The following is a 12,700-nucleotide window of genomic DNA, read 5'->3' as shown; positions in this document are numbered from 1 at the left end:
TCAGGGGCCAGTAGACGCCGCCCTCACAGATACCGCGTGCCCCACCTCGCCGCGTCGACGACTCCTTCCTTGCCGCAACCATTGACAAGCTTGCGCAACCTTGCCCAACATTGCAGCACCGTTCAGACAACGTCGTCGAGGAAACGGAGTACCAGTGTGGCTCCCACGTTGACCGAGGTGGCGAAGCGTGCGAACGTCGCGCTCTCCACGGCGTCCCGGGCATTCAGCGACCCGCAGCGGCTTGGGCCGGCAACCTTGCGCAAGGTTCTGGATGCGGCCCATCAGGTGGGGTACGAACCGCCTCCGCCACGCCCGGTCGAGATGCCGACGGACACGGCCACGGTGGCCGTGATCGTCCCCGACATCGCCAACCCGGTCTTCGGCACCTTCGTCAAGGCCGCGCAGGCCCAGGGATGGCATCGACGACAGACCATCGTGCTCGCGGACACCGACTTCGACCCGGACCACGAGCGAGAGGTCATCGCCCATCTCAGCGCCAGGTCCGCGGGGCTCGTCGTGTGTTCGCCCCGTCTGGACGCCGAAGAGGTGCTCGACCTGTGCGGTGAGACTCCCGTCGTCCTCGTCAACCGCGAGACCACGACCGCCGACTGTGTCCTCGCCGACGCCACCGACGGACTGCGCCAGGCCCTCGACTACCTGACCGCGCTGGGACACCGGCACATCGCGTACGTCCAGGGCTCGCAGCACTCCTGGTCCAACAGCCACCGCGTCGACCTGGCCCGGGCGCGGGCCGAGCGGTCGGGGGTGGAACTCGAGGTCCTGGGCTGGCAGTCCGAGACGGTGGCGGGCGGTACCGCGGCCGCTGCCGGGGTGAGGGCCTGCGGTGCGACGGCCGTCATCGCGCACAACGACCTCGTGGCGCTCGGAGTGATCGCCGGAGCCCGTCAGCTCGGGGTGCGGGTACCGGAGGACCTCAGCGTCATGGGCATCGACGACATGCCGCTCGCCGCGACCTCGTACCCGTCCCTGACCAGCATCGCGGTCCCGATGGACCGAGCCGGTTCGCTGAGTCTGGAGATGCTCGCCCCCTCCATGTCCGGCGAGCGCCAGGACCCGCGCACGCTGCGGCTGCCCACCCAGCTCGTCGTCCGCGGATCGACCGGCCCGGTCGCCGGTCACGCCCGAACCCTCACAAGGGAGCAGCACGCATGACGGCCGAAGCGCGGCGATCGAGGCCGAGGACGGAAGCGGTCTGACCGTGGTCGTCAGCGATCCCCATCTCCCGGAGTTCCGCGAACAGTTCGAGGCTTGCCTCCCCAGTACGACCACGGTGCGCTGGCCCGCCGCCGGGGATCACGACGCGCTGCTGGCGGCCGTCGGCGACGCCGATGTCCTGGTGTCGGGGGCCTGTCCCGCCGAAGTGGCCGCCGCCGCGAAGGGCCTGCGACTCGTGCACTCCGCCGGTGCGGGCACCGACGGGATCGACGTCGGCGCTCTGCCGCCGGGCGCCCTCGTCGCCAACACCTTCCACCACGAGGACGCGATCGCCGAGTACATCGTGGCCTCCGCGGTGCTGGTGCGCCGCGGCTTCCTGCACCAGGACACCGCGCTGCGCGAGGGCACGTGGGAGCCGCCGGCGTACTCCCCCCTCCTCGGCGAAGCCGTGGTGGGCTTCGTCGGCTTCGGACACATCGGCTCCCGCGCCTGGCAGCGGCTGCGCGCGTTCGGCGCGCGTGGCGTGGCCGTCACCCGCAGCGGCGGCGTGGACGCCGTGGCGGAGCGACTGCTCTGGGCCGGCACCCTCGACGATCTGGACACCCTGATGGAAACGGCGGATGTGGTCGTGGTCAGCGCACCGCTCACCGAGCGGACCACCGGACTGATAGCGGCGAAGGAACTGGCCCTGTTGGGGGAATCGGGTGTGCTGATCAACGTCGGCCGCGGTCCGGTCGTCGACGAGGACGCCCTGTACGCCGCGCTGCGCGACGGTGTGATCGGGGGCGCGGCTCTCGATGTCTGGTACGACTACCCGTCGGGCAGCCGGACCGGACAGCCCAGCCGGCACCCGTTCGGCTCGCTGCCCAATGTGCTGATGACGCCGCACTCGTCCGGGCTGTCGCGGCACACCTTCGTCCGGCGTTCGGACGACATCACCGCCAACATCCGCCGTCTCGCGCTCGGCCGGAGCCTCGACAACATCGTGGCGGTGGCCCGATGAGCAAGCCGGACACCATCGTCGCCGCGGATGTCGTCGTCACCAGCCCCGGCCGCAACTTCGTCGCTCTCAAGATCACGACGGAACAGGGGCTGACCGGCTGGGGCGACGCCACCCTCAACGGCCGTGAACTCGCCGTCGCCTCCTACCTGCGCGACCATGTCGCACCCCTGCTCCTGGGCCGTGACCCGGCACGGATCGAGGACACCTGGCAGTACCTGTACCGCGGGGTCTACTGGCGGCGCGGCCCGGTCACGATGACCGCCGTCGGCGCGGTCGACCTGGCCCTGTGGGACATCAAGGGAAAGGCCACCGGTCAGCCGGTGCACCAACTCCTGGGCGGTCCGGTCCGCGACCGCGTGCTGACGTACACGCATGCCACCGGCTGGGACGTACCGGAGCTGCTGGATTCCGTGGACGCGCAGCGCGAGCGTGGCTTCCTGGCGGTCAGGGCGCAGATGGGCGTGCCCGGTCTGGACACGGTCTACGGGGTGAGCAGGACGGCGCCGGAAGCCGGGTACGAGCCTGCCGGGCGGGGCTCCGCGCCGAGCGTCGAGGTCTGGGACACGGCGGCCTATCTGCGGCACGCGCCCGGAGTGCTGGCCACGGTCCGGGAGCATGTGGGGCCCGGGCTTCATCTGCTCCACGACTCCCACCACCGGCTCACCCCGAACGAGGCCGCGCGCCTCGGGAAGGCGTTGGAGGGGGTGGACCTGTTCTGGCTGGAGGACGTCACTCCGGCGGAGAACCAGGACGTACTGCGGCACACCCGCCGGCACACCACGACTCCGCTCGCGCTCGGCGAGGTGTTCAACACGGTCTGGGAGTGCCAGTCGCTCATCACCGAGCAGTTGATCGACTACGTGCGGACGTGTGTCACCCATGCCGGCGGGATCAGCCATCTGCGGCGCATCGCCGCGCTGGCCGAGGTGTGGCAGGTCAAGCTCGGCCCGCACGGGCCCTCCGACGTCTCCCCGGTGGCGCTCGCCGCGTCCCTGCACGTCGGTCTCGCCACGCCCAACTTCGCCATCCAGGAGTACATGGGCTACGAACCGCTGGTCCACGAGGTGTTCCGGCACGACTGGAGGTACGCCGACGGGCATCTGCATCCGGGCGACGCCCCCGGACTCGGCGTCGAGGTCGACGAGACGCTGGCGGCGCGCTTCCCGTACGAACCCGCCTACCTGCCGGTGGCCCGCCGCCGCGACGGCTCGATGACGGACTGGTGAGATGACCACCACGACCTCGCTGCCCCGCCTGGGCTGCGGCACCATCCCGGAGTACGCGCTGCCGCACCGGTGCGCGGTCGCCGAGACCGGCATCGTGCACCTCGGCCTCGGCAACTTCCACCGCGCTCATCAGGCCGTCCACACCGCCGCCGCGCTGGCACACACCGACGGCCCCTGGGGAATCCTCGGCGTCGCGAGCCGTTCCGCCGCCGTCGCCGACGCACTGCGCGCACAGGACCACCGCTACACCGTCGTGGAGATGTCCCCGGAAGGCGAGCGGCTCACCGTGCCGGCGGTGCACACCGGCGCGCTCGTCGCCGCGCACGACCCGGACGCCGTCCTCGACGCCATCGCTGCCCCGCGCACCCGGATCGTCTCCCTCACGGTGACCGAGCACGGGTACACCTTCTCGCCTCGCACCGGGCACCTCGATCTCGATCGCGACGACGTACGGGCCGATCTGCGCGGCGACGCGCCCCCACGCACGACGATCGGTCAGGTGGTCCGCGGCCTGCAGCGCCGCCTGCGCTCGTCCACGACCCCCGTGACCGTGCTGAGCTGTGACAACCTGGCGGCCAACGGTTCCCAGACCGCGCGGCTGGTCCGGGAGTTCGTCCAGGCCCTGCCGCCGGCCGAGCGGGACGAACTGTCCGCGTGGCTGGACGAGAGCGTGGCGTTCCCCGACACCATGGTGGACCGGATCGTGCCGGCCACCACGGACGCCTGCCGGGCCACCGTCGCCGACCGGTTCGGGGTGCGGGACGAGATCCCCGTCCCCGCCGAGCCGTTCAGCATGTGGGTCATTCAGGACCGCTTCGTCGCGGGACGGCCCGGCTGGGAGCACGGCGGGGCGCTGTTCGCCGACGACGTCACGCCGTACGAGTTGCTCAAGCTCCGTCTGCTGAACGGCACCCACTCGCTCATCGCCTACCTCGGCGCATTGGACGGCAGAGCGACCATCCCCGAGGCCGTCGCGCGGCCTCACATCTCCGAGGCGGCGCACCGGGTGCTGCACGACGAGTACCTCCCCAGCCTGACCGTCCCCGACGACATCGACCTCGACGCCTATGTCGCGCAGCTCTTCGGCCGCTGGGCCAATTCCGCGCTGGGCCATCGCACCCGGCAGGTGGGCTCCGACGGCTCCGTCAAGCTCCGCCAGCGGGCCCCGGAACCGGCACTCCTTCAGCTGCGGGCCGGGCGAATGCCTCACCACCTCGCCCTCACCGTCGCCGCGTATCTGTGCTGCATGGCACCGCCGGCGGGCCTCGACGCGGGGCCGCATTCCGCCGCCATGGCGGACCCGGCGCGCGGCCGTCTCCAGCAGATCGCCGAAAGCTCCGCCTCCGTACCCGACTTCGTGACCACCGTGCTCGACACCGGTCTGCTGGGGGAAGGTCTCGCCGAACACCCCGCCTTCGCCGATCGGGTCGCCGAACTCATCGGTGTCCTCGTACGGCACGGCACGGCCGCGGCGGCGCGCGCCGCGGCCGAAGCCACGGACTCGAACCGGCTGCCAGGCGCCTGAGTCACCTCGAGCTCGTCGTCCGCCCCGGCGGCATGACCGCCTGAACCACATCCCTTCCCCGAGCCTTCCTCTCAGAACCGCACCTCGACGTCCCCCAGCGTGCTGAGGCCATCCCCATCCAAGGAGGCATGGATGATGGACACTCCCACCGAATCCCTGAAGAATGAGCCGACCCCGCCGTCGGCACCCGCCGAGCCCCCGGCCACGGACCCCGCCGCGGTCCGCCGGGCCGCCTGGGCGGGGCTCATCGGCACCGCCCTCGAACAGTACGACTTCGTCATCTACGGCACGGCGTCGGCCCTGGTCTTCGGCCATCTGTTCTTCCCCGACGTCTCGCCGGCCGTGGCCCTGCTCGCCAGCTTCGCCACGTACGCCGTGGGGTTCGCGGCCCGTCCGCTGGGCGGCCTGTTCTTCTCCCGCTACGGCGACCGGCTGGGCCGCAAGTGGGTCCTGGTCGCCACTCTGCTGCTCATGGGCGGCTCCACCCTGGCCATCGGGCTGCTGCCGACGTACTCCCAAGTCGGCCTGCTGGCACCCACGTTGCTCGTCGCGTGTCGCTTCTTCCAGGGATTCGGGGCGGGCGCCGAACAGGCCGGCGGCGCCACACTGCTCACAGAAACCGCGGCGCCCGGACGACGCGGTCGCCTGGCCTCCCTGGTGATGACCGGCGCCGCCCTGGGCACCCTGCTCGGAGCAGTCGCGTGGATCCTCGCGCAGAGCCTGCCGGAGGACGCCCTGATGAGCTGGGGCTGGCGTCTGGTCTTCGGCAGCAGCCTGCTGGTCACCCTCGCCGCCCTGGTCATCCGCCGCCGGCTCACCGAGAGCCCGGTGTTCCAGGAGTTCAAGGAGCAGCACGAGAAGCCGAAGTCGCCGGTCGGCGAGGTCTTCCGGCACGGCCGCAGGCCCATGCTGCTCGTCCTGTTCATGAACGTCGGCGTCAGCGCCCAGTCGTACACCTACCAGGTCTTCATGGCCTCGTACCTGGTCTCCAGCGTCGGTGTGGACGCCTCGCTCGTGCCGAAGGTACTCATGATCGGCGCCGCCTGCGGCGGGATCGGTGCCATCGGGTTCGGCATCCTCTCGGACCGCGTCGGGCGCAAGCCCGTGTACTCCGCGGTCCTCCTCGCGATGGTGCTGCTTCCCGGTCCGTCGTTCATCGCGCTCGACACCGGGTCGCCGGTCGCCATCACGGTGACGATGATCGTGGGCTTCGTCCTGGCGGGTCAGGGCGCGGTCGGTGTGCAGATGAGCTACTTCCCCGAGCTGTTCGGCAGCCGCTACCGGTACGCCGGTGTCACCCTGGGCCGTGAGTTCTCCTCCGTCCTCGGCGGCGGTGTCGCTCCACTCATCTGTGCCTCCCTGCTCACCGCGTTCTCCGGATCGTGGATCCCCGTCGCGGTCTACATGACCCTGATGATGATCATCAGCCTGACAGCCGCCCGCATGGCCCCGGAGACCCGCGACCGCGACCTGACCGCTGTCACGGACGCCACGGCGACCCGGCCGCCGGCCACCACCTGATCGGGCAGGTCACGACCATCACCCCCGGCCGTGGTCCTGCCGGGGCCGGCGGGTCAGTGGCAGCACCCGTCATCGGCCTGAGGGCCGGGGCCGGTTTCCAGGCGGCAGAAGCAGGACGCCTCGACGGGGACGTCGGCCAGTGCGGTCGCCATCTTCAGCTGCTGGGCGACGAGGGCCGCCTCGCCTGTCTTGCCCGTTCGGAGCAGGCATTCGTGGAATCCGTGCAGGGACCAGACGTTGCCGGGGTGCTGTTGGGCGCGGGGCAGGGTGGCGTCGAGGCCGAGGTCCGCGCGGTAGACGGCCTCGGCCTCCGCCACGCGGCCCTGTTCCAGCAGCAGCGCGCCGTAGGCGTGGCGGGTGGGCTGCATCCAGCCCCACGGCTCGTCGTAGGGGAGGCTGTCGTCCAGTTCGATGGAGCGCTCCAGGGCGGCGAAGGCGAGGCCGTGGTCGCCCCTGCGGTAGTCGAGCTCTCCGTCGAGCATGGCCGAGGCGACGGCGAGGATGTCGTGGCAGGTGTTGTTGAACAGCATCCGCGTCTCGGGCACCCGGCTCACCGCCTCACGGAAGAGCTCGCGCTCGGCCTCCGCGAGCCCGACCTCGCCGGTGGCCGACAGGGCGACGCCGCGGGCGTAGTGCCGCATGGCGGTGGTCACCGCGTAGAGCTCGGGGTCGGCGGGGGCCGGCAGGGCGAGGATGTCGGTCCAGCGGCCGAAGCGGATCAGCACGTGGACGCGCATGGCCAGGAAGCCCTCGAGCCAGTCGGCCATCGGGGGGCTCGGCACGCGGAGCAGGTCTTCGGGGATGGCCGCTTCCAGCTGAGCGGCGGTGTCGAGGGCGACCTGCGCCTGGCCGAGGAACATGGCCCCGTAGATCTTGAAGTGGTAGTTGTGCGCCCGGTAGAGGGTGTAGAAGTTCATCGCGCCGGCGCGCCGGTGGTACTTCTCGTCGACGGCGATCGCGTCACTGTTCGCCGCGACGACCCGGCGGTAGTCGCCGCACAGGACGTCGAGGTGCGAGGGCATGTGGTGCAGGTGCCCGGCGTCGGGCACGATGCCGCGCAGGCGGTCGGCGACGGTGAGCGCCCGCTCCGGCGTCGGGGACATCTCCATCAGGTGGATGTACAGGTGCAGCACCCCTGGATGCCCCACGCCGGCTTCGGTGGCGAGGGCGCCGTCCAGGACTGCCTTGGCCTCCACGGTCCGGGCGCCCTCGGCCGGCTGCCCGGTCCTCAGGTCCCACAGTTGCCACGGGGTGAGGTTCATCAGGGCGTCGGCGTGGAGGGTGGCGATGTCCGGGTCGTGGGGTGCCAGTTCGTACACCGCGCGCATCGCGTCCGCGTAGGGCTCGTTCCAGACCGAGCAGTCCTCGACGGCTTCGGACTGCGGATAGCGGGCGCGCAGCGCGGCGATCAGGGCCTGTTCGACCGGGGTGGTCTTGACGGCCTTGTCGTGGGCCCGTTCGACGGCGCTGTGGGTGCGTTCGACGGTTCGCACCAACTCGTCGTCGTCGAAGAATTCCCAGGGCTTGTTGTAGTTGGGCCCGAGCGCGTAGGCGATGCCCCAATACGCCATCGCGCACTCCGGGTCGGCCTCAGCGGCCTTTTCGTAGCAGGCGACGGCTTCCTCGTGATGGAAGGCGTACGTCCACAGCAGACCGCGATCGAACCAGAGCTGAGCTGTGGAAGAGGACGTGGTGACGGGACGGCTGTAGGTGCCGAGGTCGTAGTAATCGTCCATGGTCATCTCCTGGAGAATCGGCCCGACCCGGTGAGAATAGCGGCCGCGCACCTCCTTTCCCCTCTCTGTCAATTCCGACTATTACCAGATCACCTTTTCGGATTTCGGTAAAGTGCACGGATGCAGCTTCCGGCGCACATGACTGGCATGACCGACTTCCCGGGTTTTCCGCCCGGCTTCGTGTTCGGCGCCGCCACCGCCGCGTACCAGATCGAGGGTGCGGCGCTGGAGGACGGCCGTGGGCCGTCGATCTGGGACACCTACTGCCACACCCCCGGCCTCGTGGCGAACGGGGACAGCGGGGATGTCGCCTGTGATCACTACCACCGGTATCCGCAGGACGTGGCACTGCTGCGCGAGCTCGGCGTGGACTCCTACCGGTTCTCGATCGCCTGGCCGCGTATCGTCCCGGACGGGTCCGGGACGGTGAACCCCAAGGGGCTGGACTTCTACTCGCGGCTGGTCGACGAACTGCTCGCCTCCGGCATCGAACCCGCGGCCACGCTCTATCACTGGGATCTGCCGCAGGCCCTGGAGGACCGCGGTGGCTGGCGGGTACGGGAAACAGCCGAGCGGTTCGGCGAGTACGCGGCCGTCGTCGCCGCCCGTCTGGGCGACCGGGTGCCACGTTGGATCACCCTCAACGAACCGTGGTGCAGTGCCTTCCTCGGCTACTCGGTCGGCCGGCACGCCCCGGGTGCCCGCGAGGGCCGGGGCGCGCTGGCCGCGGCCCATCACCTGCTGGTCGGGCACGGCCTGGCCGTACAGGCCCTGCGGGCGGCCGGCGTACGCGAGGCCGGCATCACCCTCAACCTCGACCGCAACCTCCCCGCCACCGGCTCCCCCGCCGACCGGTCGGCCGTCACCCGCGCCGACACCCTGCACAACCTGGTGTGGACCGAGCCGATCCTGGCGGGCCGCTACCCGGCCGCCGAGGAGGAGACCTGGGGCGAGTTGATCACCGGCCAGGACTTCCGGCGGGACGGCGACCTGAAGCTGATCTCCCGGCCCCTGGACTTCATCGGCGTCAACTACTACCGGCCGATCGTCGTCTCCGATTCCCCGTATCGCGAGAGCGACCCGGCGCTTCGTGTGGCGACCGACAACCGCTACGAGGAGGTACGGCTGCCCGGGGTGCGGCACACCGCCATGGGCTGGCCCGTCGCGCCCGGCACTTTCACGGACCTGCTGGTGGGACTCAAGGAGCGCTACGGCGACGCCCTGCCGCCCCTCCACATCACCGAGAACGGCTCGGCGGAGGACGACGAGGTGAGCGCCGGCGGGGCCGTCCACGACAGCGACCGGATCGCCTACCTCCGCGACCACCTCACCGCGCTGCGGGCCGCGATGGACGCCGGCGTCGACGTCCGCGGCTACTACGTGTGGTCCCTCCTCGACAACTTCGAGTGGGCCTTCGGCTACGACAAGCGCTTCGGCATCGTCCGCGTCGACTACGCCACACAGCGGCGGATGCCGAAGGACAGCTACCACTGGTACCGGGCCATGATCGCCGCGCAGCGCCGGTGAGGGTCCGGCCCGAGGAAATCATCTTGTCGTTCGATCCGGGGGATGTGCGCCGAGAGGCTGGCACCGCCCAACTCCCCCTCCCTAGGATGTACTTCCTGTCCAGCCAGGCCGTTGGCGCGGCACTTTGCAGGGGGAACGATGCACTCCGAGAAGCAGTTGTCCACCGAGATCGACGCGACCGTGCCGACGGCAGCGCGCATGTACGACCACTATCTGGGCGGCAAGGACAACTACGCGGCGGACCGCGCCGCGTGCGAGGAACTCGACAAAGTCGTGCCCAGCACACGCCGCCTGGCCCTCAACAACCGGCGTTTCCTCCAGCGCGTCGTGCGGACCCTGTCCGAGGAGTACGGCATCCGGCAGTACCTGGACCACGGCTCAGGCCTGCCGACGCAGGACAACGTGCACCAGGTCGCCCAGCGCATCGATCCCACGACCCACGTGGTGTACGTGGACAACGACCCGATGGTGCTGGTCCACGGCCGTGCGCTGCTGGAACAGGACGAGCGCACCACCGTGATCCACGCGGACCTGCGCGAGACCGACCTCATCTTCGACCACCCCGACACCAAGCGGCTCATCGACTTCTCCGAGCCGGTGTGCGTGCTCTTCAACTCGGTGTTCCACTGCATCCCGGACAGCGACACCGACGGGCCGCTCGCGGTGGCCCGCCGCGTCCGGGAGCGGCTCGCACCCGGCAGTTTCCTGGTGATGTGCCAGCTGGTCAGTGAGGATGCCGAAGTCCGTGACTTCGTCACGAACTTCATGGACCAGGCCACCCAGGGGCACTGGGGCCGTGTGCGTGAGCCCAAGGACGTCGAGGCGTACTTCGAGGAGTTGGAGATCCTGGAGCCGGGCCTCATGGAGGTGTCCACCTGGCGTCCGGACACGGAGGTGGCGCCGCGTCAGCTGACGCACGAGTGGATCGAGTTCGGTGGCGTGGGACGGATTCCGCCGGAGAAGTAGCGGGGCCGCCCCTCCCCGGAGTGCCTCTCGCGGGACGGCGACTGTCCGGCGAGAGGCACCCGTACGTCACGGGTAACGCTGCTCCATCGTCTGACGCAGCAGTTCCAGGGAGTCACGTGGCTTGAGTGCCTCATCCGCGAGCCGGTCCAGCGCGATCCGGTACTCCTCCGTCTCGTCGCGGTCCTCGAGGAAGTTCGCGCTCTTGATGTGCTCCAGATAGACCACGTCGGGCAGATCAAGGCCACCGAAGCGCAGGTACGTGACGGGGATGGCGGGCGCGGAGGCGTTCGTGACGCTCAGCGGCACGATCTGCACCGTCACATTCGGCCGCTCGGCCATCTCCACGAGGTGCGCGAGCTGTTCCCTCATCACGTCGGTGCTGCCCAGGACACGCAGCAGCACGGACTCGTCGATCATCGCCCACAGTTGCGGGGCTTCCTGCCGCAGCAGCAACCGGGCCCGGTGCCTGCGGAGTTCGACCCGTCGCTCCACCTCGCCGGCCGGTGCGTTCGGCAGTCCGCGCTCCACCACGGCCCTGGTGTAGGCGGGTGTCTGCAACAGGCCCGGCACGTACTGGATCTCGAACGTACGGATGGTCGCGGCGGCCTCCTGGAGTCCGACCAGCCGGTCGAACCACTCGGGCATCAGCCGCTTGTCGTACCGCTGCCACCAGCCCGGTTCTCCGGCCCGCTGCAGCAGCTTGACCAGCACCGACACCTCGTAGTCGTCGGTGTTGTACAGCCGCAGCAGCGCGCGGACGTCGCTCTCCGTCGGCGGGCGGCGGCCCTTGCCCGACTCGATGCGGGACAGCTTCGCGGGACTGAACCCGACAGCGCGCGCCGCCTGGTCCTGGGCGAGTCCGGCGTCCTCACGGAAGCCGGCCAGCTGCACACCGACCAGCATCTTCAGCAGAGTCGGCGCCGGCTCGGGCCTGTCCAGGTAGGGTTCCAGACGGGAGATGCGATGCGACGCGGCGGACATCCTGGCTCCCAGCAGACCGGCACAAGGGCGACCAACACTATCGCACCCGGCCGGGCTTCTCCGCATCGGCTCGTAAACACCCCACGGAAGTGGGGTGTTGGACTCCGCTACAGCAGGTGGTCGAACTCGCCGTCCTTGGCGCCGGCCAGGAATGCCGCCAGCTCCGCCGCCGTGTAGACGAGCGCGGGCCCGTCGGGATCACGGGAGTTGCGCATCGCGATCCCGCCGTCGACGAGCGGGGCGACTTCGACGCAGTTGCCCTCGGCATTGCTGTGCCGGCTCTTGATCCAGCAGGCGTCCAACTGGCTCGCCCGCACTCCGTTCCGCACTGGTGGCACCGCAGTCTCCTTGCTGTTCTCGCACCCCGCCGCGCACGGTGTGCCCGGCCGTCCAGCCGAGACCGGCCACATCCCACGGCCGCACTCGTCCCGGCTTGCGTACCCACAACGGCTTGATATTCACGCAATTTCTCGTGCAATTGCACGCGAGCACCGTCAGCGTGGATAATAGCTGCGGCGTCAACCCCTGGGCCGACGCCGCGTCCTGACGTCGCATCGGGGAGATGCCGTGTCATCACCTGCGCAGCACGTGCTCCGGCCGCCGAGCGGGGCCGCCGCACACGCGAGCACCACCCCGATGCCGGAGACGAGGCCGCAGCCCTCCGGCGCCCAGCCTTCCTCGACCGCCCCGCAGATCCGGTCGCTCGACCACTTCCGCGAGGACTCGGCCCTCGTCGTCACCGAGCTCGCCGCCGATGCCGCGACGCACGCGGCGCCGCGGACACCGGACGCGTCTGAGGTCCGGTTCGGTTTCCGCCTGAATCCCACCCACCCGCTGGTCACCGTCTCCGACCCCGACGACCGTTCGCCTGTGCACGCGCCCGCCGCCGGCTCCGCTGTCGAGGAGCACGGCCGGGGCCTGCGCATCGTCGACGCCCTGTCCGAGGAGTGGGGCTGGACCCCCGTTCCTCGGGCGGGCAAGACGGTCCGGGCCAGGTCGTCGACCCGTCCCCCCATCTGACACAACTGCCGCGGAAAGG

General features: G+C 70.3%; 11 protein-coding genes. 8 read left to right on the top strand and 3 right to left on the bottom strand.

From position 1 onward, the window contains the following. Window positions 1-156 precede the first annotated feature (156 nt). From ACQEV8_RS41825 to ACQEV8_RS41805, 5 genes are all read left to right on the top strand, one after another. A complete protein-coding gene (locus tag ACQEV8_RS41825) occupies window positions 157-1,173 on the top strand; it encodes a LacI family DNA-binding transcriptional regulator (protein ID WP_432972002.1) in 1,017 nt (338 codons plus the stop codon). Between the two features lie 46 nt (window positions 1,174-1,219). Further along, window positions 1,220-2,179 (top strand): 2-hydroxyacid dehydrogenase, encoded by a 960-nt coding sequence (locus ACQEV8_RS41820; RefSeq protein ID WP_432971999.1) that lies wholly within the window; start codon window positions 1,220-1,222, stop codon window positions 2,177-2,179. Then, a complete protein-coding gene (manD, locus tag ACQEV8_RS41815; RefSeq protein WP_432971996.1) occupies window positions 2,176-3,405 on the top strand; it encodes a D-mannonate dehydratase ManD in 1,230 nt (409 codons plus the stop codon). Before ACQEV8_RS41820 ends, manD begins: the two co-directional genes overlap by 4 nt. A 1-nt stretch (window position 3,406) precedes the next feature. Next, window positions 3,407-4,930 carry a mannitol dehydrogenase family protein gene (locus tag ACQEV8_RS41810; RefSeq protein ID WP_432971993.1) on the top strand — a complete coding sequence of 508 codons (1,524 nt, stop codon included), beginning with the start codon at window positions 3,407-3,409 and terminating at the stop codon, window positions 4,928-4,930. Between the two features lie 132 nt (window positions 4,931-5,062). Beyond that, window positions 5,063-6,451 (top strand): MFS transporter, encoded by a 1,389-nt coding sequence (locus ACQEV8_RS41805; protein WP_432971990.1) that lies wholly within the window; start codon window positions 5,063-5,065, stop codon window positions 6,449-6,451. Between the two features lie 53 nt (window positions 6,452-6,504). Here the strand turns inward: ACQEV8_RS41805 and ACQEV8_RS41800 are convergent, their stop codons facing one another. Further along, complete coding sequence (locus tag ACQEV8_RS41800; RefSeq protein ID WP_432971987.1) at window positions 6,505-8,187, bottom strand: hypothetical protein; 1,683 nt, start codon at window positions 8,185-8,187, stop codon at window positions 6,505-6,507. Window positions 8,188-8,334: 147 nt separating this feature from the next. On the opposite strand from ACQEV8_RS41800, the gene ACQEV8_RS41795 reads away from it, so the two are divergent. Together ACQEV8_RS41795 and ACQEV8_RS41790 are read left to right on the top strand one after the other, a co-directional pair. Continuing rightward, window positions 8,335-9,714 carry a GH1 family beta-glucosidase gene (locus ACQEV8_RS41795; RefSeq protein WP_432971984.1) on the top strand — a complete coding sequence of 460 codons (1,380 nt, stop codon included), beginning with the start codon at window positions 8,335-8,337 and terminating at the stop codon, window positions 9,712-9,714. A 138-nt stretch (window positions 9,715-9,852) separates the two neighbouring features. Continuing rightward, window positions 9,853-10,680 carry an SAM-dependent methyltransferase gene (locus ACQEV8_RS41790; protein ID WP_432971981.1) on the top strand — a complete coding sequence of 276 codons (828 nt, stop codon included), beginning with the start codon at window positions 9,853-9,855 and terminating at the stop codon, window positions 10,678-10,680. A gap of 66 nt (window positions 10,681-10,746) precedes the next feature. Here ACQEV8_RS41790 and ACQEV8_RS41785 read toward each other — a convergent pair whose 3' ends face one another. Continuing rightward, window positions 10,747-11,661, bottom strand: coding sequence for a helix-turn-helix domain-containing protein (locus ACQEV8_RS41785; RefSeq protein WP_432971978.1), 915 nt, complete (start codon window positions 11,659-11,661; stop codon window positions 10,747-10,749). 107 nt (window positions 11,662-11,768) lie between these two features. Beyond that, window positions 11,769-11,999, bottom strand: coding sequence for a DUF397 domain-containing protein (locus ACQEV8_RS41780; protein WP_432971975.1), 231 nt, complete (start codon window positions 11,997-11,999; stop codon window positions 11,769-11,771). A gap of 229 nt (window positions 12,000-12,228) precedes the next feature. Here ACQEV8_RS41780 and ACQEV8_RS41775 point away from each other — a divergent pair, with 229 nt between their 5' ends. Further along, window positions 12,229-12,681 (top strand): ATP-binding protein, encoded by a 453-nt coding sequence (locus ACQEV8_RS41775; protein ID WP_432971972.1) that lies wholly within the window; start codon window positions 12,229-12,231, stop codon window positions 12,679-12,681. Window positions 12,682-12,700 lie beyond the last annotated feature (19 nt).

The organism is Streptomyces sp. CA-179760 (assembly GCF_050937045.1).
Classification (GTDB): Bacteria; Actinomycetota; Actinomycetes; order Streptomycetales; family Streptomycetaceae; genus Streptomyces.
This window is presented reverse-complemented; position numbering and strand designations above follow the sequence as displayed.

Coding starts and splice junctions, on each gene's coding strand:
- ACQEV8_RS41795 (WP_432971984.1), top strand. CDS start 8,335: ATGACCGACTTCCCGGGTTTTCCGCCCGGCTTCGTGTTCGGCGCCGCC.
- ACQEV8_RS41805 (WP_432971990.1), top strand. CDS start 5,063: ATGATGGACACTCCCACCGAATCCCTGAAGAATGAGCCGACCCCGCCG.
- ACQEV8_RS41810 (WP_432971993.1), top strand. CDS start 3,407: ATGACCACCACGACCTCGCTGCCCCGCCTGGGCTGCGGCACCATCCCG.
- ACQEV8_RS41785 (WP_432971978.1), bottom strand. CDS start 11,661: ATGTCCGCCGCGTCGCATCGCATCTCCCGTCTGGAACCCTACCTGGAC.
- ACQEV8_RS41800 (WP_432971987.1), bottom strand. CDS start 8,187: ATGGACGATTACTACGACCTCGGCACCTACAGCCGTCCCGTCACCACG.
- manD (WP_432971996.1), top strand. CDS start 2,176: ATGAGCAAGCCGGACACCATCGTCGCCGCGGATGTCGTCGTCACCAGC.
- ACQEV8_RS41790 (WP_432971981.1), top strand. CDS start 9,853: ATGCACTCCGAGAAGCAGTTGTCCACCGAGATCGACGCGACCGTGCCG.